The following is a 21,620-nucleotide window of genomic DNA, read 5'->3' as shown; positions in this document are numbered from 1 at the left end:
GTAGACATAAGAGTGGCGCCGTTTCGCGGATGCTCTCAGGGCTCCTGGACTCTCCCCGGGGCACCAACGGATACGTTCAACAATGGAACACTGGGTGCCACATAGAGACTCTGTGTTCCATTGTTGAACGCATGTTGGTGGTGAGAGTAATTTATTTGATGTATAAACCGTTGTATTTTGGATTCTTTTTGAATTAACAAAAAACCTGTGCCAACATGGCACTGAACTTGCGCAGGATAAAACAGCTGTTTATTTTTCAAGCCGGGGATCGGAAAGGAGGTGGCTAAACCGCTTAACCCCGCATCTCATATTTCAAGTATTTTGATGGAAGGTTTACCGACCAGAGTTTTTCGATCGATGCAGGCAGGGGAGGCATGCAGGCCACCCCGCTCCGGAACTGCCCGAAACTGACCGGATACCGGCATCAATGCAACAGTCGAAAGGCATGGTTCAAGACAGACCGGGCCCGCAAGGTGCCCAATCCGCTGACCCGTTAGCAGCGGCGGATGGCAACAAACTCTTTTTTCATTCTTGGATTCAGGAGGTAAGACCGTATGAAATCTCGCAGAATAAACATTTTGGCCGCACTGGCCGCCTTGTTTTTCCTGGCCTCAAGTGCCCAGGCCGCCATTGTTGTCGGCGGTTCCGACGGCTGGTCCTTCAGCACGGATGGTATGGTTAACCTGATGGGTGTCTACCAGACCCAGGACGATGCCCCTGTCAATGTTCGTGACAACACCGTCAACGCCGAAGGCTTCCGCATCAAGAGCGGTTTCCTGCCGGGCATCCTTGCCTTCAACATCAAGGCACCGACCATGAACGGCCTCGACATGGCGGCTCGTGTCGGCTTCTATCCCGAGCCCTCCAATAAAAACACCAAGAACACCTTTGACGGCCAGATCGACCTTCGTGAAATCTTCTTTACCGTCGACGGTAATTTCGGTCAGATCATGGCCGGTAAGGGGCTCAGCCTGTTCCTCGGCCAGAACCTGCTGACCGAAATGACCCTCATGGGTATCGGTCGTCTGGGCGGCGCCCTTAATGCCGATGTCGGCCCGACCCTCGGTCGTATCGGCTATGGTTACGTGTATCCCCAGTTCAATGCCCAGTTCCGTTACACCACCCCGGATATGAACGGCTTCAAGCTGGCGGTAGGCGTTTATGACCCCAGCGTTATCAACGGCGTAGCCGGTGATACCGATTTTGACAGCAGCCTTGCTGATGAAACTGCTCCCAGCGCCTCCGAAACCAATATGCCGCGGTTCGAATACGAACTGTCCTATGCCGGCACCTTCGGTGACGGTGGCACCTTCAAATCCTACGTCAACGGTCTGTGGCAGGAAGCCAAGTTTGAGACTACCGGCGACGATGTTACGGCCTGGGGTTTTGGCGGTGGCGTTGTGGTCGGCATCAGCGGTTTTGAATTTGTGGCTTCGGCCTTTACCGGCGAAGCTCTCGGCACCAGCACCATGCTCGACACGGATTCCCTTGACGGCGTCGGTGAAGAACGCGAAGGCTGGGGCTATATCGTCCAGGGTACCTATACCTTCGACAATCCTTACGGCAAGACCAAGCTGGGGCTGAACTACGGTGTCAACGAGATGGACGAAACCTCTTTCGAGAAATCCGTACGGGAAAACACCGGTTATGGGGAGATCGAAGAGCAGAACATGCTGACCTTCGGCATTTACCACGACATCAACCCCAACCTGAAGGTTCTGATGGAAGCCAGCCGCATCGAACACGAGTGGTTCAACGGCGAAGACTGGGAAGTTTACCAGTTCGGCATTGGCACCTTCTTTATCTGGTAAATGGCCACTCTCAGGCCCCTTGCTTAGGGGCCTGAGGTGCTATGTTTATTCGGTGGTTGCAGCTTGTGAGTCTACGCTGGTAACATGAAGAAAAAACGCTCTGTTTAATTTATTTTGAGTCGGTTTTTGTTTCTAATTGAAAGGATCTATACCATGCGTAGAATTATTGCTCTGGCCGGCCTTTTGGCGGTTCTCCTCATGGTCGGTTGCGCTCCGGCCAAGAAGACCGTAAGCGAAAAAACCCTTTTGAAATGCTCCACCTGCGGTGTTGAATTTACCGTTGATGAGGGCATGAGCACCTACGAAGCAGCACATCCGCAATAAAGCGGGTGGGTTGTGATTTTACAGGCGGGCCGCATCCCTGCGGCCCGCTATTTTTGTACGCAATTACGCTCGAATAGCGGCTAAAAAGTGTTTGACCTGCTCGTCCGCAGATTCTATGATCGACCAGGCTTGTTCGATGGCTTTCCCCATGTATTGTCAAGGAGATGAAATGATGCAGAAAAATGCAATTTCCCGGCGGATTGCCGCCGTACGGGTTAAACCCCTCGCTGCGCTGGTCTTGACCCTGGCGATAATGCTTGCTTCGGTGACGGTTCCCGATGCCGAGGCTGGCAATCAAGTGAGACTCTGGAAGCACCGAGATCAATATGTTCGCCTGGAGTCGCAGGACCGAGGCGCTCAGCCGAGTGGGCCCAATGATCATCCGGTCACCCTGGCGCCGGAGCGGATTCGGGAAATGCTCGGGTCTCTGGATGTCCGCTACCCGAAACGGGACAAGATCGAGCCGCTGTTCACCTCGTCGGAACTGAATACCCTGCAGGATGCTGTCAGCAAGGGCCTGGCCAAGGCGACCGCCGGGCAGGACGTGACCTTCGCCATCGTTGGTATTCACAGGGGGCTGATGTCTTTTTCCCACGATCGCTCGGTAACCACCGGGCGGATCTTTTTCTCCAAAGGCAAGCTCAACCTGATTCTCGGCCGACTGCATGAAGAATATAACGAAGAGGAAGATCGTCGCATGCACCCCTTCGTTCCCGGTCGCCGCAAATACAAGGCGCCCCGCTCCTGGGAAACGGAAAAACCCTATGAAATCGTTAAGCAAGGCGGGGTGGCTCTCAAAAAGCAGGGCGACATTGAACGCTACGACTGGTTGATGCTGGATCCCGATCCCAAATTATGGAAAGCCATCCGCGCGGAAAAGAAAGCTGCCAAAGAAACCGCCAAGGCCGCTTTCCAGGAAGCCAGCCAGGTTCGTCAGAAAAGCGCCGAGGTCAGTGCCGAGCAGGAGCGCCTGCGTGCCGAACTGGAATCCTTGAAAAAGGACATGCAGGCCATCAAGCAGGCTCCGGCGGTCGTTCCCGCCGCGACCCAGGCAAGCCGACCCGAGGCAGGGGATTCCGTTAAAGTTCGCCTGCGTCGGCTGAAGGACCTGCGCGACGAAGAACTCATCACGGAAGACGAATACCGGGCCAAGAGACAGGAAATACTCGACAGTCTCTAAGCCGTAGAAAACATTTTCACGTACCATCCGGGAAAGGAGGCAACAGCCTCCTTTCCCTTTTTATATGCCCGGGCTTCCATCCTTATACTGCAGGATTGTCGGACTATCATGACCAGCACGTTGCAAATTCGGCGGCTACCGGCCGACGGAGCGCCGGGCCAATTTGCTTGCATATGTATACGATCTTAATGTATCGTAACGCTGGTTCGCGCCGATGCAGTAACGGGTGCATGAAGGGAAGCCGCGTCCTATGGGGACTGATGTGCCAGCAGGGAAGCGGCCTCCTTTTGCAGGGGCTGACATCCTGTTGTCAGGGTAGTGATGACCAGCGCCAAAAACCGTTTGCCTCTCGCCGATTCAAGTCTTATGATCACTACATTATAATCGACCAGTTATCCATTCCATCGAAGGAGATTTTCAATGAGGCGCAAGGCTGTTCTGGGTAAAACTGCAATGCTGTATGGGCGCATAATTGTCACGGCGGTTCTGGCTCTGTCCTTTGCCGGTTGTGGTGCCAATTTAATGAACGGTAAAGACGCCGAAGTGCAGTCGGTTATATGGAAGAATAAAGATCAGTTCGTGCGTATTGAAAATCAGGATCACGACAGCATTATGGTGGCGTCCAACGATCACCCCGCCAAGCTCTCCCCCAATTTGATACGTAAGACACTTGGTTCACTGGAGGTTCAGTTTGAGGGAGAGGAGAACCCGGTGCCGGTTTTCAGCCCTGAAGAACTGGACATTCTTGGCGACACTCTCAGCCGCGGCCTGGCCCAGGCCGGTCCACGGGAGGATGTCACCTTTGCTATCGCTGGTGTTCACCAGGGGCATGTTGGCCCGGAAATCTCCACCTATCGGTTGTTTGTCGCCAAGGATCGGCTCAATCTGATTATCGGTACCCTTCACCAGGAATATACTCCGAACAGTGATCAAAGCACATATCCCCTCATGCTGGCCGGTCGCAAATATACCTTGCCCAGCAATCGCAATGCGCAAACCGGCTGGACGATTGTACCCCGGGTCGGCATGAAATATAAAACCAACGGTGCTCTTACCAGCGATGTTGTCACGCGGAGGGATTGGCTGATATTGAATCCCACACCGGAGAGTTTCCGTGAAGCGGCACAGATGTGGGAAGACAGCGCACAATTTGAATCAGAACAGCAAAAAATGCAGCGGAAAATCGATAAAATGGAACAGTCTATCGAACAGATGAAGCAGAACTCCATGTCCGGCGCACCGGCGGCGGCCCCTGCGGCGGCCGAACCGATGGGACTGAATAAAATCGAGCAGCGTCTGCAGATGCTGCAGCAACTCAAAAACAAGGGTCTGATCAATGAGGAGGATTTCCTCGCCAAAAAACAGGAAATTCTCGACAGCATCTGAGTTGTGGCAGCTGAGATCTTGAACCGGGAAAGGGGGCATATGCCCCCTTTTCTGCTTTGAACGTGCGAATTTGGGCACGTTGAAAAATACGCAACAGGATACCCCATGGGTTATCGAAATCTTACCGACTGTGTCCGTGACCTGGAGCGAACCGGACAGTTGCGCCGCATCGATGTGGAACTGGATGGCGAATTGGAAATCGCCGCGGTGCAGCGGCGGGTGTTTCAGGCCGGTGGTCCGGCGCTGCTTTTTACCCGGGTTAAGGGCTGCGCCTTCCCCATGCTTGGCAACCTCTTCGGAACCATGCAGCGAACCCGGTTTCTGTTTCGGGATACGCTGCCCCTTGTGCAGCGGTTGCTGGCGTTTAAAACCGATCCCGCGGAATGGCTGAAATCCCCCGGATCCTGGCCCGGGGCTTTGCGGGGGGCGCTGCACCTGCTGCCCCGCAAGGTCGGCGGCGGTCCGGTCATCCGATGCAGAACCCGTATCGATAAACTGCCCGGTCTCAAATCCTGGCCGAAGGACGGCGGCCCCTTCATCACCCTGCCGCAGGTCTATTCGGAAAGTATCGCTCAACCCGGCTGGCGGCATTCCAATCTGGGCATGTATCGCGTCCAACTGGCCGGTAACCGCTATCGGCCCAATCAGGAAATCGGCCTCCACTATCAGCTGCACCGGGGGATCGGCATACATCACGCCGAAGCACTGAAACGAAACCAGCCTCTGCGTGTCAACATCTTTGTCGGAGGGCCGCCGTGCCTTACCGTCGCTGCGGTCATGCCGCTGCCGGAAGGCATGCCGGAGCTCTGCTTTGCCGGGTTGCTCGGTGGGCGACGCATTGCTCTGATAAACAGGGCGGGGCAGTTGCCCATGCCGGCCGAAGCCGATTTCTGCATTTCAGGCACCATTGTCCCGGATAAACTCCTGCCCGAGGGACCTTTCGGCGATCACCTCGGATACTACAGCCTGCAGCACGATTTTCCCGTGCTGGCGGTCGATGCCGTCTATCACAGGCCCGACGCCATCTGGCCTTTTACCAGTGTCGGGCGGCCGCCTCAGGAGGACAGCGTCTTCGGCGCCTTTATTCATGAATTAACCGGCCCCATGATTCCTGAACTGGTGCCTGGCGTGCACGCCGTCCATGCCGTCGATGCCGCGGGGGTGCATCCTCTGCTGCTGGCTATCGGCAGCGAGCGCTACCTGCCTTACGAGACTCTTCGCCAACCGCGGGAACTGCTGACCCAGGCCAATGCCCTGCTCGGCACCGGCCAGCTTTCGCTGGCCAAATACCTGCTGATCGTGGCCCGGCAGGATGCACCACGGCTCAACATTCACGATGTTGCGGCCTATCTGCGGCATTTGCTGGAACGGGTCGACTGGCGACGCGATCTGCACTTTCAGACCCGTACCAGCATCGACACTCTCGACTATTCCGGTCCCGACTTGCACCAAGGGTCCAAAGTCGTCATTGCCGCTGCCGGGCCGCCGATCCGGACACTGTCAACCGAACTGCCATGCGACCTGTCTTTGCCGCAGGGTTTTTCCGACCCGCGTCTAGTTGTGCCCGGGGTGTTGGCCATCCAGGCACCGCCGGCCACCGTAAACCGCGGCCAGGCCGATCCCGCGGTGGAGTCTTTCTGTGCCTTCTTCGGCCCTGAGCACCCGATACGACAAATCCCCTGGGTCGTTCTGGTGGACGACAGCCGGTTCACCGCCAGCCATCTGGATCATTTTTTGTGGGTCGCGTTTACCCGTTCCGACCCCGCCACCGACCTCTATGGAGTCGACGCCGGCACGAAACTCAAGCATTGGGGCTGCAGCGGACCGCTGGTGCTCGATGCGCGCCTCAAGCCACACCATCCGGCGCCACTGGAGGACGATCCGGCCACGATTAAACGTATCGAAGCCATGGCCGCCCGCGGCGGCCCCTTGCACGGCATCATGTAAACGCTATTGTCATGAAAAACGCGTTGTCTTTCGATGGCAGGATTTTGTACTATGGCCTTCATTGCCGGCCGTACGCATATCCATAACCCCGTTACAAGGGCACACATACCATGAAAACCCATTGTTCCATGGGCCTGGTGAACGCCATAGGGAATACCCCCATGGTGGAATTGACCCAGCTCAACACCAATCCTGAAGTTCGTATTTTCGCCAAACTCGAAGGCAACAATCCCGGCGGTTCGGTCAAGGATCGGCCGGCCTGGCATATGCTCCGCAAAGCCGAAGAATCCGGAGAGCTGACCAAGGGCAAAACCATCCTGGAGCCGACTTCCGGCAATACCGGTATCGCTCTGGCCATGATCGGTGCGGCGAGAGGCTACCGCGTCAAGCTGGTTATGCCCGGCTGCGTCAGCATGGAACGCCGGGCCGTCCTGGAAGCCTACGGTGCCGAAGTGCTGCTGTCGCCGCCGGCCGAAGCGACCGACGGCGCCATTCGCATGGCGCATCGCATCCTGGAAGAAAACCCCTACAAATATTACATGCCCAACCAATATGCCAATCCGAACAATCCCATGGCCCATTATCACACCACCGGTCCGGAAATTTTTGCCCAGACCGATGGACAGGTCGATGTTTTTGTGGCCGGCATGGGAACCTCCGGGACCCTTATGGGTACTGGCCTCTATTTGAAAGAAAAGAATCCCGCCATCCGCATCGTCGGTGTCGAACCGGTCATCGGGCATAAGGTCCAGGGGTTGAAAAACATGAAGGAAGCCATCGTTCCGGAAATCTACCATCCGGAAAATCTGGATACCAAACTCGTGATCGATGACGACAAGGCCTTCGAAACGGCCCGCATGCTGGCTATCCGCGAAGGCGTGTTTGCCGGCATGTCCAGCGGTGCGGCGGTTGCCGGCGCCCTGGAAGTGGCGCGCGGCATGGACAAGGGCGTCATTGTCACCCTGTTGCCCGACCGCGGGGACCGTTACCTGAGCACCACCCTGTTTCGTTCGACCTGCGCCTGCTGCCCGCCCTGAGGCCGGCCGCTGCTATCCATACGCGGCCGCCCGTTACATTCTGTGGCGGCCGCTTCCTTTCTTATCCTGCCAGCCTGTTATCCCTGTGTCGACTAAACCCTCCAAAGCATAATCGGATACCGATTGTTCCCTGCCGAATATATCGTTGGGCAGCTAGCCATGCCTCTGTATCCGACTCCGGGTGCCTTGGCGCCTCGATTTTTCTGCGTATTCATCGGTTCTGAGCCAAAACCGTCCATATGGTATTGACAGGGCGTGCGTCATCACTTACTTTGTTAACCTAACTAACCACTAAGCCAAGGTTAACTTTTCAGCCATGGACCATAAACAACGCATCATGGAAATATTTGAGATCGTTTCCCGCGCCCTGGTCAATGCCAAGATGCAGAAACTGCGTAAAATCGGCGCCCGGGAAATCAATCTCACCCAGTTCCAATATATCAACGCCATCAACCATGCAGAGGATCTGACGCCGACCAGCCTGGCCAAAACGCTGAAACTGAGCAAGCCGGCGGTCACCGGTATCCTCAACAAGCTGGTCGAACAGGGATATGTCACCAAGAGCCAGTCTCAAAGCGACCGGCGGGTGTACAACATTCATCTCACCAAGGCCGGCAAGCAGGTGGCCGATGCCTACGAGGAAGCCTGCCGCGAATACATCGACGGTATGGCACAGGCCCTGACCGCGAGCGAATTGGACCAACTCGTGATTTTGATGGAGAAGGCCCTGCATTGACACGCCCTTCAATGCGCACATCATCCAGGTGTCGAGACCTTTTATCACCGAATGAAATCAAGGATCATTGCCCATGGCGAAGTATGGCTCCTACCCTTTCAACACCTCGATCCGTTGCCGATTTTTCGGCTTGCTATGCGGTCTGTTGATTCTGCTGCCCGTCCCTTTTGCCGCCGCCTCGCCGCCGGTACGCATCGGGGTGGTTATGGATGGCCCCTGGGAGGGTAACGCCGGGATCCTGCGTTTGTTTCACGAAGAAATTAATGATCTGCTGGGGCATGAGTTCTCGATTCAGTTCCCCGAACGGGCAAACCTGACCGCGGACTGGACGCCGCTCGCTGTTCATCGCTGTATCGATCGATTATTGAGCGATCCCCAGGTGGATATCGTGCTTGCCATCGGTATGCTGGCAGGGCAGGACCTGGCGCGTCGCGGCCCGCTGCCGAAACCGGGGCTGGCTCTCTTGACGACGGATCGATCGGCCCAACGGTTGCCGGCCAGCAACGGCAGCAGCGGAGTGCACAATTTCACCTACATCGCACCGGCAACCTCTCTGTTGCGCGACCTGCAGCTTTTCCAGGAACTGGTTCCGTTTCGCCATCTGACCATCCTCAGCTATCGTCCCTATCACGAAGCAATTCCCGAAATAGCCCAAACGCTGGAAAAAAAACTTGCCGCAGACGGTATCGAGCTGACGGTGATCCCCCTGGAGGGTCGCGTTGCACCCGCCCTGGCGGCGCTGCCGGTCACTACGGACGCCGTCTATATCACACCTTTGCTGCTCTCCGCCCCTGAGTTTCGGAAGCTGGTCGGGACGCTCATCGAGCGCAAACTGCCAAGCTACTCCTATCTGGGATATGAAGAGGTCCAGCAAGGGGTGCTGGCAGGCAGCGCACCGGCGACCGACTTTTCCCGTCTGGCGCGCCGCACGGCCCTTAACCTCCAGCGTATCCTGCTGGGCGAAGATGCCGCCGATCTTCCGGCGACCATCAACAGGGACGAACGATTGACCGTCAACATGGCAACGGCCCGGGCTATCGGGTTCTCACCGACGTGGGATGCGTTGATCGAGGCCGAGCAACTCTATGCCGAACCGAGGGGCGCAGCGCGACGCTGGTCTCTGGAGTCGGTGGTCAGGGAAGCCGTTGCGGTAAACCTGGATCTGGCCGCGGCCGATCGCAAGGTAGCCGCCGGCCTGGAGGATATCCGCAAGGCCCGCGCCAATCTGCTGCCGCAGCTGGGTCTGTCGGCCACCGGCCTGATGATTGATGACGACCGTGCCGCAGCCAGTTTCGGCACTCAGGCCGAACGCAGTTTGAGCGCATCTTTGGAATTGCAACAATCGCTTTACTCGGAACCGGCCTGGGCCAATTTCGAGATTCAGCGGCATCAACAGGCAGGCCGCCAGGAGGAGTGGCGGCAACTGCGCCTGGATGTCATTCAGGAAGCCGCTAGCGGCTACCTCAATGTGTTGCGCGCCAAGACCCTGCAAACGGTTCAAAAAAACAACCTGCGGGTGACGCGCTCCAATCTCGACCTGGCGCGCATGCGACGGGAAGTCGGCTTCTCCAGTCCGGCCGAAGTCTACCGGTGGGAAAATCAACTGGCCCGCGACCGTCGTGCCCTGATCGACGCTGACGTTGCCCGGACTCAAACCGAAATCGCTCTGAACCGCACGCTGCACCGCCCCCTGGAAGAGGCCTTTGCCACGGCGGATCAGGGGTTGGACGATCCGGTCCTGATTGCCAGCGACCCGCGCCTGTTCGCGCAGTTGGCTACCCCCGCGGCGTTTGCCCGCTTCCGTGACTTTATGGTCGAACAGGGCCTCCGCTCATCGCCGGAAATAAAGCGTCTGGACGCCGCCATTGCCGCCCAACAACGGGCCAGAACCGCGGCCCGTCGTGCCTTCTGGGTACCCGATCTGTCCTTGCAGGCAGGTGTCACCCAACTGCTTGGCGAAGACGGCGAGGGGGTCGACTCACCTTTTAACCGGTTCAAAGGCCTGCTTCCCGTCGATATTCCGGAAGCCGATGATACCAGCTGGCATGTCGGCCTCAAACTTTCCCTGCCGCTGTTTGCCGGGGGATCCCGCTGGGCCGAATTGGTCCAGGCCGAACGTCAGATCGACCGGCTTGAATTGGAACGCAAAGCGCTCTCCGCACGCCTGGAACAGCGCATCCGTTCCGCACTGCAGGACAGTCGCGCATCCCATGCCGGGATCCGCCTGTCCCGTGAAGGGGCGCAAGCCGCGGCCAAAAACCTGGAATTGGTCACCGATGCCTATTCCCGCGGAGTCGTTTCCATCCTCGAATTGCTCGATGCCCAGAACGCTTCGCTGATCGCCGAACAATCCGCGGCTAACGCGGTTTATGATTTTCTTCTCGATTTGATGGCTGTGCAAAGGTCCCTGGGGCAGTTCGATTTTTTCCTCAGTGCCGGCCAGCGCGAACAGTGGTTTCAACGCCTTGAGCTTTTTCTGCAATCCTCGCCAGCGGAATATGACCGGATTCCCGCCACGGAGTAGCCACATGCCCGTACGATTTTTTGCTGTTTTGTTCCTGATGCTGTTTCTTCCGGCCTGTCGCGACGACGGTCCCCCCCAGGCGCCGCCTTTGCGCCCGGTGCGTTCCCAGGTGGTGCAGGCCGATAGCGGGCACACCGAACGCGCTTTTTCCGGTATCGCCAAGGCCGGTCAGGAATCCCGGCTGTCGTTTCGGATTCCCGGCGCTATCGAACAGGTCTCCGTGCAGGTCGGCGACAAGGTGAACGCCGGACAGCTCATTGCGCGGCTCGATGCCACCGATTACGCGCTGCAAAGACAGGAGGCCGAGGCGGCCCTGGCCAAAGCCAGAGCCCAGGCACGTAATGCCGAGGCCAACTATGCCCGCGTGCGTGCCTTATACGAAAATCGCAACGCCTCGCGCAACGATCTGGATGCGGCCCGCGCCGGCAGCGAATCGGCGAATGCCGCCGTAAAGGCCAGCCGGACCCGACTGGAATTAGCTCTGTCGCAAATACGCTATACCCGCCTGACCGCACCGACCGCCGGCGCCATTGCCAGCGTACCGGTCGAAGCCGGAGAAAATGTGGGGGCCGGCCAGGTGGTGGCGGTACTCACCGCCGGTGCCATGCCGGAAGTCAGCGTCGCCGTCCCCGAAAGTCTCATCGCCGACATCGAACAGGGCGGCGAGGTTACGGTGCGGTTCGATGCGTTGCCGCAACGAAGCTTTGTCGGCCGGGTCACCGAGGTTGGGGTGGCCGCCACCACCTACGCAACAACCTATCCGGTGACGGTACGTCTGGCACGCGACAACAGCGCCATCCGTCCGGGTATGGCTGCGGAGGTAACCTTTCGCTTCCGTCAGGCTGGGGAGCAGGGTCGCCGTTTTGTGGTCCCCGCCGAAGCTGTGGGGGAGGATCGCGAAGGCCGGTTCGTATTTATTCTTGAGCCCGGTCCGGCGGGCCAGGGCCAGGTTCGCAGGCAGCCGGTACGCCCGGGCGAATTGACTGCTGACGGGCTGGAGATACTTGCGGGACTGCACAATGGCGATCGTATTGTCACGGCAGGCGTAGCTCTCATCCACGATGGCCAGACGGTCAAACTGCTGGAGGAAAAGGAGCAGGCTCCATGAATATCACCCGGGCGGCTCTCGATAAAACCCGCATCACCTACGTGGCGTTGGCGGTTGTGGCGCTGGCGGGGCTGTTTTTCTTCAAATCCCTGCCCCGCGACGAAGATCCCGGTTTCGTGGTGCGCACCGCCCAGGTGCTGACCTATTTTCCCGGTGCCAGCCCCGAGCGGGTTGAGCAACTGGTCACCGACAAACTGGAAAAGATCATCCAGGAGATTCCGGAAATCGATTACATCGACAGCGAATCGAAACCCGGTGTCTCGGTTATTTTCGTCAACATCCTCGAGCGCTACAAAAATATGCGGCCCATCTGGGACAATTTGCGCCGCAAGGTGGCGCGCGCTACCGGCGAACTGCCCGAGGAGGTGGTGGGACCCTTCGTCAATGACGAGTTCGGGGATATTTTCGGCACTCTCATCGCGATTACCGGCAAGGATTTCAGCTATGCCGAGCTTAAAACCATTGCCGATGACTGCCGCAACGAGTTGTTGCTCAGCGAGGATATCGCCAAGGTCGACATCCAGGGGGTGCAGCAAGAGCGTATCTTTGTGGAATACAACAATGCCCGTCTGGCCGAACTGGGACTGTCGCCCCTGCAGCTTAAAAGTATCCTCGAGGCACGCAATATCATCATCCCCGGCGGCGAGATTTTCACCGATAAAGAGCAGATCGTGCTGGAACCGACCGGCAATTTCGATTCGGTCGAAGACCTCAAGCGCACCGTGATCAATGTTCCCGGCGGTCAGGATGTGGTGTTCCTGGAGGACCTTGTGGCGATTCACCGCGGCTACATCGATCCGCCCAAAGCCAAGGTGCATTACGCCGGCCAACCGGCCTTGACGCTGGCCATACATCTGCGCGAGGGAGGGGATATCCTCAAGCTCGGCGAGGAAGTTCAGCAGGCCCTGGTCCGTTTCCAGCAGGCCTACCCCATCGGTGTCAATTTCGACCTGGTGGCGTTCCAGCCGAAACACGTGGAGCGCAAGGTCAACGAGTTCGTCAACAACCTGCTGCAGGCGATGCTCATCGTGCTGGTGATGATGCTGGTGTTTCTTGGCCTGCGCACCGGCCTGGTGGTGGCCGGTCTGATACCGATGGCGATGATCATGTCGCTGATGGTGATGGGCTTTTTAAATATCGGTATCGACCAGATGTCGCTGGCTTCACTGATCATCGCTCTGGGCATGCTGGTCGATAATGCCATTGTCATGAGCGAATCGATCATGGTGCAGATGGCCGAGGGCAAACCGGCCCGGCAGGCCGCCATCGATTCCGCCCAGGAACTGAAAATTCCGCTGCTGACCTCGTCACTGACCACCGCCGTCGCGTTTTTGCCGATCTTTCTGGCCAAATCGTCCACCGGCGAATATACCGCGCCGCTGTTCAAGGTGGTCACCATTACCCTGCTCTGCTCCTGGCTGCTGTCGCTGACCATGACGCCGCTGCTGTGCACCCATTTTCTGCACCCCGAAAGCAAGGCCGGATCGGTTAATTTTCAATCCCGCTTTTACCGCAGCTACCGCCGGGTGCTGCTGGGCTTGCTGCGCCACCCCTGGATGAGCATTGCCGCCATCGTGGTGGTGTTTATCGCCGCCATGGCCGCCATGCAACTGGTGCCCAAATCGTTTTTCCCGGCCAACGAGAAGGCTATTTTCTACGCGGAATTACGCCTGCCCATGGGCACCCCGCTCAAACGTACCGAGGCGGTGGTGCAGCAGATTGAGGATTTCATGCGCACCGAACTGGTGCGTAAGGCGGACGGTGAAGGCATCACCGACTGGGTCGCCTTCATCGGTGAAGGGGCGCCGCGCTTCATGCTCCCCTACAAGCCGGAGCCGCCCAGCCCGGAGTACGCCTACGTGCTGATCAACGGCACCTCGCGGCGGCACAATCTCGAGGTCTCCCTGCCGCGGCTGGAAGCTTTTTGCCAAAGCCATTTCCCCGATCTGACGCCGCGCATCAGGCCCCTCAACCTCGGTCCGCCCATCGACAATCCGGTGGAGATTCGCCTGTCCGGTAAAGACAGCGATAAGCTTTTCGCCATCGCCGACGAGGTAAAGAAGCATCTCGCCGGCATGTCCGGCATCGTCAATATCGGCGACGACTGGGGCGCCCGCACCAAAAAACTGGTGGTGCGCGTCAATCAGCCCCGTGCCTTGCGGGCCGGCCTCACCAGTCGTGACGTAGCGGTGTCGTTGCAGACCATTCTCAGCGGTATCACCACCACCGAATACCGCGAGCAGGATGAAGTTATTCCGGTTACGCTGCGCTCCACAGCTGCCGACCGGCAGGATTTCGGCAAGCTCGAAACCCACAATATTTATGTTCAGCGCACCGGCCAGTCGGTGCCTTTGAAGCAGGTAGCCGATATCGAAATCGCCTGGCAGCCGGCCAAAATCCTGCGTCGCGACCGTCGGCGCACGGTTACTGTCGAGGCGGGTATGGATCAGACCGGCAACCCCATTGCCATTGCCCGGAAGATGGATAGCTGGCTGCAAAAAGCCCAGCAAAAGTGGCCATTCGGATACAAGTACGAAATGGGGGGGGAATTGGAGACCTCCGGTAAGGCCAACGAGTCGATCGCTGTCAACCTGCCCCTCACCGGTCTGATCGTGGTGTTGCTGCTGGTGGGACAGTTCAATTCTCTGCGCCGCCCCCTGATTATCCTGCTGACCATTCCTCTGGGCATGATCGGCGTCACCGTCGGTCTACTGCTGACCGGCAGTTATTTCGGCTTCATGACGCTGCTGGGTGTGATCTCCCTGGCGGGGATCGTCATAAACAACGCCATTGTGCTGATTGACCGTATCCAGATCGAAATCGAGCAAAACGGTCTGCCGCCGGCCGAGGCCATCCTCGAATCGGGCATGCGCCGCCTGCGCCCGATTCTGCTGACCACCGGCACCACCGTCGGTGGCCTGCTGCCGTTATGGCTTGGCGGCGGCCCGCTGTGGGAGACGATGGCTATCGCCATCATTTTCGGCCTGCTGTTTGCCACTGTGCTGACCCTCGGCGTGGTGCCACTGCTTTACAGCTTGTTTTTCAGGGTGAGTTTCAAGGATGTTCAGGGATAGAACGGATAGTGGGGTGCTCATGAAAGGAGGCCCCTTCCAACTGCAATAAAGCCTGCTTTTTATCCAGTCCGCCGGCATAGCCGGTAAGACGGCCATCCGCGCCGATCACCCGATGACACGGGATCAGAATGGCGATGGGATTGCGTCCGGCCGCACCACCCACAGCCTGTGCCGACATGGATGCCAGCCCCCTTGCTGCAGCGAGCTTTTTGGCGACCTCGCCATAGGTGATGGTGGCACCGTAGGGTACCTGCTTCAAAATCTCCCATACGGCTTTTTGAAAGGGGGTTCCCCGCGGCTCCAGCGGCAGGTTCGGGCGGGGTCTTTTGCCGTCGAAATAATCGTCCAGCCAGGCTCGTAAAGCGACCAGTACGGGATTGTCAGGGCGCTCCGCGCAGTTTGCGGTGTCGGTGAATAAGCCTTTGGGGCCGCAGAACCTCAGTATCGCAAGTTTGCCGTCGTCGGCAGCCGCCGTCATAATCCCCAACGGCGTATCGATGGTGCAGGTATGCAGCATGGCGAACGATCCTCTCCTCACGTATATTTCCTCCGAGCCGGTACCAAAACGCCGGCGATCAGATAAAACGTTGCAGCAGAAGCCGGCAGATTTCTTCGACGTTATCCACCGTGGCGCCCAACTCTTCGCAGAGCGCCGCGGCAGCGGATTCTCTGCCGGAATCCTGCAGATCCTGCAGTCCGCGCAATACCCCGCCCCGGCGCCCGATCAGATAGAGGCAGCGCCTTTCGTCGGGTAGGTCGATAAACTCCCGCAACATCCCTACCAGTCGGGGGATATCATCCGGCAGGGTACCGTTCAAATCCTCGAACAGGTTCAGAGCGTGATCGCTTGCCAACTTGCCGGTGAAACCGTCCAGATTTTCCAGAAACACCAGCAGTTCGAGGGCGATTTCCAGGCTGCTGCACAGTTGGAAGCGGCCGCTGCGCCAGTCGTCATGTAAAGGGATTCCCTCCGGAATGGCCAGGGTACGCAACCGGATAAAGTCGGGATTGATAGCACTCAGGGCGCTTGCGGAATCGCGGGCATGGCGCTCCGACAGAGCCCTGCCGCCAAGGCCCGGCATGAAATATTCGGACAGTTCGAGTTCCGCTTGTCTGATCCGCCGGCCGGCCCGGATGTGAATGTCGCGGGTTGCTCCTTTGCAGACTTTTTCCAATACCTCGTCGCAGCCCGACTCCAGTCCGATATGCAGCCGTGTCAGACCAGCCTTGCGCAGAGCCACCAGCTCTTCGACCTGAAAGCGCAGTACCGTTTTGGAGCGGGTGTAGGCGGTAATGCGAAACGGCCAGGGAAAGGTGCTGCGCAGATGATGGAGAATCGCTGTCAACCTGGCCGGCCCGGTAATCAGACCGTCGGCATCCTGTAAAAAAACCGATTGCAATCCGCCGGACAGCCAGTGTGCAGCAGCGCGGAACGGTGCTTGTTCCTGTGTCGGCAGACGATCGTGCAACAACTGCCACACGCCCTGTGACGCGTATCCACCTTCCTGGCATTGCCGGCGTAAAACCTGCAGATGTCTGGCGACAGCGTCTATGTCGGCGCAGACATCCTCTACCGAACGAAGCGAAAACTTTTGTCCTTTATAGACCGGGCAGAAGGTACAGCGATTCCACGGGCAGTTGCGGCTGATACGCAACAACAGGCTTCGGGCTTCGCTCGGTGGCCGGATAGGCCCCTGCTCGAAATGCCAGTCCGGTGATTTCGATGGTGTTGAATTTTCCATGATGACCTCTTTCCCATCATACCTCCGGCAGTATGGTCGGGTCACTGTTTAGTTTCACCATCTATTTCTATATGCTCCGGCTTGACATCCCTCCCCCATGCGTTATCAAGCATATAAGTGGTTCTTCGTTTATCCCACTTCCATCGAAAGGAAACCGTCATGCCTGAATTCGCCAATCCCTTTGCCGGCAATGCCTGCAACCGCCTGTTGACCAAGCAGGAACTGATCCGCTCCATCCGTTACATGGTCGCCGCCGAATACGAAGCGGTGCAGCTTTACATGCAATTGGCCGAGTCGACGGACGACAAGCTGGCCATCGAGGTCCTTAAAGATATCGCCGATGAGGAGCGGATACATGCCGGGGAGTTTTTACGTTTGCTTAAACATCTGGCTCCGGATGAAGAAGAGCTTTATGAGGAAGGATCGGAAGAGGTTGAGGAGATAATGGAGAAGATGGGACTCAAGTGATCTTGCCATCCTTGCGCCCGGCTCGGCGCTGCGCACCGCCGAGGGCTTCAAAACCCGAAATGATATCGAACAGCTCTTCGGTGATCACTGTCTGCCGCAGCGTGTGGTAACGGGATTGCAGGTCGGCCTGGAGTTCATCGATGTTTTTTTCGGCACGTTGCATGGCCGCCAGCCGGGCGGCATTTTCCGCTGCGAGGGAGGTTGCAAAACCGCGAAACAGAGTAACGAAAAGGTATTCGCTGATGAGGGCGGGAAAAGTCTGCTCCCAGCCTGCGGCGATCATCGGCAGACAGCGCCCGGGCCACTTTTGCCCTGCCATGTGCCGAAACCAGTGTTCATCGGGGGGGAGCAGCAACACGCACTGTTGCTCGTAGCCGGTTCCGGCCGAGGGCCGATTGTGAAACAGCAGCAAGCGGCACTGGCCTTGGCTGCGGCGCTTCTCGAAGCGGATCAGCACTTCCTGCACGGTGGCGGTGATGCCCTGCACCGAAGTGGGCAGGGCGAAGAATTCTCCGATCTTGCCGAAACGCTCTTCCACCCCGCCAGCGACCTTTTCACCCGCCACCCAGCACTCCGGTGAACCCTTGATTTCGGCGTCGCGCTGCAGCCAGCCGGCTGCAAATTCCAGCATGGCTTCGTTGAACCGGCCGGCCATGCCCTGGTCGGATCCGAGAATCAGGGCCACCGTGTCTCCGCTCGATGCGCTGCGTCCGGCCAGGGGGTGATCCCGCAGTACGGCGCGCAGTCCCAACTCCACAGCTTCATAATAACTGTCGAGAGCGCGTACGGCATCCTCGTATTGGCGGATGCTTACCGCCGCCAGGGCCTTCATGGTACGTACCACCATGTGCAGATCCGCTGCACTTTTTATTTTACGTTGCATCTCCTGCAGCGCCGGCATGACCTTCCTCCCCGAGCTTGATAAACGGTCGCGTAACGCGCTTGGCGACCGTATGCATGACATCCAGATCCTCCTGCGACAGGGTCTTGCCCTGTAGAATCTTATCGACGATTTCAGGTATTTCGCTCACCGCGGCACAGATCGCCTGTTCCGCTGCGGGCAGGGCCTCTTCATCCACGGTATCGAACACGCCGCTGTTCAGGCTATGCAGCACCAGCACCTGTTGAGGTGCGGTGCGCGGACTGGATTGCGTCTGTTTGAGAATGGCCCGAACCCTGCGGCCGCGGTGCAGAACCTGGCGGGTCTCTTCATCGAGACGCGTACCGAAGCGCGCAAAAGCCTCGAGTTCTTCGAACTGGGCATAGGTCAGGCGCAGATCCCCTGCCACGGCCCGATACGCCGCCAACTGGGTCTTGCCGCCGACACGGGAAACGGATTTTCCGACATCGACCGATGGCAGCAATCCCTTCTGAAAAAGCTCCGGAGACAGATAGATCTGTCCGTCGGTAATCGATATCAGGTTGGTCGGGATGTAGGCCGAGAGATTCTGGGCCTCGGTTTCGATGATGGGCAGAGCGGTCAGGCTGCCGCCGCCACGCGGTTCGTTGAGATGCGTGGCCCGCTCCAGCAGCCGCGAGTGGACATAGAAGATGTCGCCGGGGAAAGCCTCGCGCCCCGGCGGACGGCGCAACAGCAGGGAGATCTCGCGATAGGCCCGGGCATGGCGCGTCAGGTCGTCGTACACGATCAGGACATCGCGGCCATGTTCCATAAAATGCTCAGCCATGCTGGTCGCGGCATACGGGGCAATGTACTGCAGGCCCGGCGGTGCATCGCCTTCGGCGACCACCACAATGGTATAATCGAGGGCCCCGCAATTGCGCAACTCGGTGACGACCCCGGCCACACTGGCCGCGCGCTGTCCGATGGCGCAATAGATGCACACCACATCCTGATCCCGCTGGTTGATAATGGCATCGATCGCAATGGCGGTCTTGCCGGTCTGCCGGTCGCCCAAGATAAGTTCGCGCTGTCCGCGGCCGATGGGAATCAGGGCATCGATGACCTTGATGCCGGTCATCAACGGTTGGGTAACCGGCAGGCGGTCCATGATGGGCGGTGCGGGGCGTTCCACCGGAAGCTGCCTCTGGAAGGCCACGGGTTTGCCGCCGTCCAGACAGCGCCCGACCGGATTCACCACCCGTCCGATCAGCCCGTCACCGACCGGTACATCCAGGACCCGACCGGTACGTCGCACCTCGTCTCCGGCCTGCAGGTGCGTATAATCGCCAAACAGCACAACCCCCACCTGGTCTTCATCGGCATCCAGCGCCAGGCCGAGCAGGCCGCCGGGAAACGCCAGCAATTCCTCGCAGCGCACCCCGGGCAGTCCGCCAACTCGCGCGATCCCCTTGCCGATATACTCCACCCATCCCACATGCTGCACCGCCAACACAGGCGAGAAATTTTCCAGTGCCGAATCGAGGGTATCGAAAGCCTCTTTGAGTACCTGTGTTGCGGATGGAAGTGTGTCTTTCATGGGCTTCCCTCGGAAACGGTTGCGGCCTGAGCATCGTAGAGTGTGGCGACATCCCGTTCCAATTGTTCAAAGTAACTGTCAACGCCCCAGGACAGTTTCAACCCGCCAACCGTTAATTCGATGCCGAGGGGCATGTCGGCCCGGTCCTGGTACTGCATGTCGATTTCCTCACCCAATGCCTGCCGCACCCCTTGGGTCAGGCGGTCACGCAGCTCCGGCGGTAGGGTAAAAGGACTGCGCACCAAGACGCCGCGCTCAGAGGCTGCAAGGGCGACCTGTTGCTGCTCATTGCGGTCGAGCTGCGCCAAACGCTCGTTGAAACGCTCCACCATCAGCTGTTCCAGTTCGATATTGGCCAGATCGCCGAGGGATTTACGGGCGATATTCAGCATCTCGCTGCCCACCCGTTTTTTAAGCTCGGTGAAAAAAGAGGACCGTTCGTCCCGGATGGACGCCGCCCAGGCACTCTGTATTTCGGCCGCTTCCTGTCTGGCCGCGGCGAGCAACTTGTGGCGTTGGTCTTCGATTTCCTCTTCCACCTGGCGCAACTTGACCCCCCGCGCCTCCTCCAACTCCTGCAACAGGCTGCGGTAGTTCTCTTCGAGCTGCTGTGCTTCGAGCCTCTTGTTTTCGGCCTCGGCAAAGCAACTGGCCAGGCGCTCTTCGCGACGATCCATGGCGCGCAGAACAGGGCCGTATAAAAACCGCTTGAGCAAAGCCACCAGAATCAGGAAATTGATCGCTTGAGCAGATACGGTGAACCAATCGATGAGCACGGGTCAGCCCCCTTCTCCCGCTCTGACCAGGAAAAAACGCCAGAACGGATTGGCGAAAATCAGAATCATGGAGACCACGAAACAGTAAATCGCCGTGGATTCGACCATGGCCAGCCCGACAAACAAGGTGCGGGTAATGGTGTTGGCTTCATCCGGTTGCTGTGCCAGAGCCGCCAACGCCTGAGCCAGGGCGCGCCCTTCACCGAGGGCCGGGCCGATGGCGCCGATGCCTATACAGAGCCCCGCCGACAAGATCGATGCGACGGCGACCCATGCCAGATAATCCATATAAAAAGCTCCTTTCTTGACGTGCAAGCTATTCAGGTTCAGGGAAATTTTCACCATTAACCTTGGGTATTGGAACTTGGGCCCTGGACTTCGGCCTTCGCTTCTCGCTGTTGCTCCATCTGTGCTGCCGCGGCAATATAGACCGCCGCCAGCACCGCAAAGATGTAAGCCTGGATAACTCCGGTGATGAGGCCGAGAAGCTGCATCAACACCGGAAAGAAAAGGGGCGCAATGGACAACAGAATACCGGCGATCATGCTGCCGCTCATGACATTGCCGAACAGACGCACCGCCAGGGCCAGAGTGCGGGAAACTTCGCCCATGACGTTAAACGGCAGCATAAACACCGATGGTTTGATGTACATCCGCAGGTAGCCGCTCAACCCGCGTCGTTGTATGCCCCACAGCGGCACAGACAGGAACACGCAGACGGCCAGTGCGGTGGTGGTTGACAGCGATCCGGTGGGTGCCACGTAACCGGGAATCACCGACAGGATGTTGGAGAACAGCACGAACAGAAACAGGCTGCCGAGAAACGGCAGGAATTCACGGGGCGGCGCCAGACCCATATCGTGAATCTGTTCTTCCATGCCGGAAACCAGTACCTCGAGAAGATTCTGCCAACGGGACAGGCTGCCCCCGTCGGAAAGCTTGCGGGTTACCGACCAGGCGCCCAGAACCAACAGCAGCATGTTGAGCCAGGTGATGGCGATGGTGGCATTGATTTTGAAATCATGCCATTGCCAATAGATGAAGATGTCGGGTGTGATTTCCATAG

Annotated in this window: 18 protein-coding genes; 11 read left to right on the top strand and 7 right to left on the bottom strand. The window is 58.3% G+C overall.

Annotated features, from left to right (window positions below; translation table 11 throughout):
* Positions 1-554 precede the first annotated feature (554 nt).
* From PCAR_RS16250 to PCAR_RS16210, 10 genes are all read left to right on the top strand, one after another.
* Positions 555-1,811 (top strand): hypothetical protein, encoded by a 1,257-nt coding sequence (locus PCAR_RS16250; RefSeq protein ID WP_011342797.1) that lies wholly within the window; start codon positions 555-557, stop codon positions 1,809-1,811.
* 153 nt (positions 1,812-1,964) lie between these two features.
* Positions 1,965-2,135: a hypothetical protein gene (locus PCAR_RS18845; RefSeq protein WP_158447436.1), complete on the top strand. Its 171-nt coding sequence runs from the start codon at positions 1,965-1,967 to the stop codon at positions 2,133-2,135.
* 169 nt (positions 2,136-2,304) lie between these two features.
* Positions 2,305-3,315, top strand: coding sequence for an SHOCT domain-containing protein (locus PCAR_RS16245; RefSeq protein WP_041531426.1), 1,011 nt, complete (start codon positions 2,305-2,307; stop codon positions 3,313-3,315).
* Between the two features lie 420 nt (positions 3,316-3,735).
* The gene (locus tag PCAR_RS18170) at positions 3,736-4,701 is read left to right on the top strand and encodes an OmpH family outer membrane protein (protein WP_011342795.1); all 966 of its coding nucleotides are present in this window, start codon (positions 3,736-3,738) and stop codon (positions 4,699-4,701) included.
* Between the two features lie 105 nt (positions 4,702-4,806).
* Positions 4,807-6,648, top strand: a complete 1,842-nt coding sequence (locus PCAR_RS16235; RefSeq protein WP_011342794.1) for a UbiD family decarboxylase — start codon at positions 4,807-4,809, stop codon at positions 6,646-6,648.
* Positions 6,649-6,758: 110 nt separating this feature from the next.
* Positions 6,759-7,685, top strand: coding sequence for a PLP-dependent cysteine synthase family protein (locus PCAR_RS16230; RefSeq protein WP_011342793.1), 927 nt, complete (start codon positions 6,759-6,761; stop codon positions 7,683-7,685).
* Positions 7,686-8,001: 316 nt separating this feature from the next.
* On the top strand, positions 8,002-8,421 hold the full coding sequence (locus PCAR_RS16225) for a MarR family winged helix-turn-helix transcriptional regulator (protein ID WP_011342792.1): 420 nt from the start codon (positions 8,002-8,004) through the stop codon (positions 8,419-8,421).
* Between the two features lie 73 nt (positions 8,422-8,494).
* Positions 8,495-10,945, top strand: a complete 2,451-nt coding sequence (locus PCAR_RS16220) for a TolC family protein (RefSeq protein ID WP_011342791.1) — start codon at positions 8,495-8,497, stop codon at positions 10,943-10,945.
* Positions 10,946-10,949: 4 nt separating this feature from the next.
* The gene (locus tag PCAR_RS16215; RefSeq protein ID WP_011342790.1) at positions 10,950-12,053 is read left to right on the top strand and encodes an efflux RND transporter periplasmic adaptor subunit; all 1,104 of its coding nucleotides are present in this window, start codon (positions 10,950-10,952) and stop codon (positions 12,051-12,053) included.
* Positions 12,050-15,127 (top strand): efflux RND transporter permease subunit, encoded by a 3,078-nt coding sequence (locus PCAR_RS16210; protein WP_011342789.1) that lies wholly within the window; start codon positions 12,050-12,052, stop codon positions 15,125-15,127. The genes PCAR_RS16215 and PCAR_RS16210 overlap by 4 nt, the downstream gene beginning before the upstream one ends.
* On the opposite strand, the gene PCAR_RS16205 is transcribed toward PCAR_RS16210, so the two are convergent.
* A complete protein-coding gene (locus PCAR_RS16205; protein ID WP_011342788.1) occupies positions 15,108-15,644 on the bottom strand; it encodes a methylated-DNA--[protein]-cysteine S-methyltransferase in 537 nt (178 codons plus the stop codon). The two genes, PCAR_RS16210 and PCAR_RS16205, sit on opposite strands and share 20 nt — an antisense overlap.
* A gap of 58 nt (positions 15,645-15,702) precedes the next feature.
* Positions 15,703-16,869 (bottom strand): radical SAM protein, encoded by a 1,167-nt coding sequence (locus tag PCAR_RS16200; protein ID WP_011342787.1) that lies wholly within the window; start codon positions 16,867-16,869, stop codon positions 15,703-15,705.
* Between the two features lie 159 nt (positions 16,870-17,028).
* Between PCAR_RS16200 and PCAR_RS16195 the strand changes: the two genes are divergently transcribed.
* Positions 17,029-17,337, top strand: a complete 309-nt coding sequence (locus tag PCAR_RS16195) for a ferritin family protein (protein WP_011342786.1) — start codon at positions 17,029-17,031, stop codon at positions 17,335-17,337.
* On the opposite strand, the gene PCAR_RS16190 is transcribed toward PCAR_RS16195, so the two are convergent.
* From PCAR_RS16190 to PCAR_RS16170, 5 genes are read right to left on the bottom strand one after another with little or no spacing between them, the layout of a single operon-like run.
* The gene (locus PCAR_RS16190) at positions 17,330-18,238 is read right to left on the bottom strand and encodes a F0F1 ATP synthase subunit gamma (RefSeq protein ID WP_011342785.1); all 909 of its coding nucleotides are present in this window, start codon (positions 18,236-18,238) and stop codon (positions 17,330-17,332) included. The two genes, PCAR_RS16195 and PCAR_RS16190, sit on opposite strands and share 8 nt — an antisense overlap.
* The gene (locus tag PCAR_RS16185; protein ID WP_011342784.1) at positions 18,210-19,778 is read right to left on the bottom strand and encodes an alternate F1F0 ATPase, F1 subunit alpha; all 1,569 of its coding nucleotides are present in this window, start codon (positions 19,776-19,778) and stop codon (positions 18,210-18,212) included. Before PCAR_RS16185 ends, PCAR_RS16190 begins: the two co-directional genes overlap by 29 nt.
* Entirely contained in the window at positions 19,775-20,554 is a 780-nt protein-coding gene (locus tag PCAR_RS16180; RefSeq protein WP_011342783.1) for an ATP synthase subunit b 2, read from the bottom strand. Before PCAR_RS16180 ends, PCAR_RS16185 begins: the two co-directional genes overlap by 4 nt.
* A gap of 3 nt (positions 20,555-20,557) precedes the next feature.
* On the bottom strand, positions 20,558-20,842 hold the full coding sequence (locus tag PCAR_RS16175; protein ID WP_011342782.1) for a F0F1 ATP synthase subunit C: 285 nt from the start codon (positions 20,840-20,842) through the stop codon (positions 20,558-20,560).
* A 56-nt stretch (positions 20,843-20,898) separates the two neighbouring features.
* Positions 20,899-21,618, bottom strand: coding sequence for a F0F1 ATP synthase subunit A (locus tag PCAR_RS16170; protein WP_011342781.1), 720 nt, complete (start codon positions 21,616-21,618; stop codon positions 20,899-20,901).
* Positions 21,619-21,620 lie beyond the last annotated feature (2 nt).

Source organism: Syntrophotalea carbinolica DSM 2380 (assembly GCF_000012885.1).
In the GTDB taxonomy this organism is placed as follows: domain Bacteria; phylum Desulfobacterota; class Desulfuromonadia; order Desulfuromonadales; family Syntrophotaleaceae; genus Syntrophotalea; species Syntrophotalea carbinolica.
This window is presented reverse-complemented; position numbering and strand designations above follow the sequence as displayed.

Coding starts and splice junctions, on each gene's coding strand:
- PCAR_RS18845 (WP_158447436.1), top strand. CDS start 1,965: ATGCGTAGAATTATTGCTCTGGCCGGCCTTTTGGCGGTTCTCCTCATG.
- PCAR_RS16170 (WP_011342781.1), bottom strand. CDS start 21,618: ATGGAAATCACACCCGACATCTTCATCTATTGGCAATGGCATGATTTC.
- PCAR_RS16215 (WP_011342790.1), top strand. CDS start 10,950: ATGCCCGTACGATTTTTTGCTGTTTTGTTCCTGATGCTGTTTCTTCCG.
- PCAR_RS16210 (WP_011342789.1), top strand. CDS start 12,050: ATGAATATCACCCGGGCGGCTCTCGATAAAACCCGCATCACCTACGTG.
- PCAR_RS16220 (WP_011342791.1), top strand. CDS start 8,495: ATGGCGAAGTATGGCTCCTACCCTTTCAACACCTCGATCCGTTGCCGA.
- PCAR_RS16195 (WP_011342786.1), top strand. CDS start 17,029: ATGCCTGAATTCGCCAATCCCTTTGCCGGCAATGCCTGCAACCGCCTG.
- PCAR_RS16250 (WP_011342797.1), top strand. CDS start 555: ATGAAATCTCGCAGAATAAACATTTTGGCCGCACTGGCCGCCTTGTTT.
- PCAR_RS16245 (WP_041531426.1), top strand. CDS start 2,305: ATGATGCAGAAAAATGCAATTTCCCGGCGGATTGCCGCCGTACGGGTT.
- PCAR_RS16225 (WP_011342792.1), top strand. CDS start 8,002: ATGGACCATAAACAACGCATCATGGAAATATTTGAGATCGTTTCCCGC.
- PCAR_RS16175 (WP_011342782.1), bottom strand. CDS start 20,842: ATGGATTATCTGGCATGGGTCGCCGTCGCATCGATCTTGTCGGCGGGG.
- PCAR_RS16205 (WP_011342788.1), bottom strand. CDS start 15,644: ATGCTGCATACCTGCACCATCGATACGCCGTTGGGGATTATGACGGCG.
- PCAR_RS18170 (WP_011342795.1), top strand. CDS start 3,736: ATGAGGCGCAAGGCTGTTCTGGGTAAAACTGCAATGCTGTATGGGCGC.
- PCAR_RS16200 (WP_011342787.1), bottom strand. CDS start 16,869: ATGGAAAATTCAACACCATCGAAATCACCGGACTGGCATTTCGAGCAG.
- PCAR_RS16185 (WP_011342784.1), bottom strand. CDS start 19,778: ATGAAAGACACACTTCCATCCGCAACACAGGTACTCAAAGAGGCTTTC.
- PCAR_RS16230 (WP_011342793.1), top strand. CDS start 6,759: ATGAAAACCCATTGTTCCATGGGCCTGGTGAACGCCATAGGGAATACC.
- PCAR_RS16235 (WP_011342794.1), top strand. CDS start 4,807: ATGGGTTATCGAAATCTTACCGACTGTGTCCGTGACCTGGAGCGAACC.
- PCAR_RS16190 (WP_011342785.1), bottom strand. CDS start 18,238: ATGCCGGCGCTGCAGGAGATGCAACGTAAAATAAAAAGTGCAGCGGAT.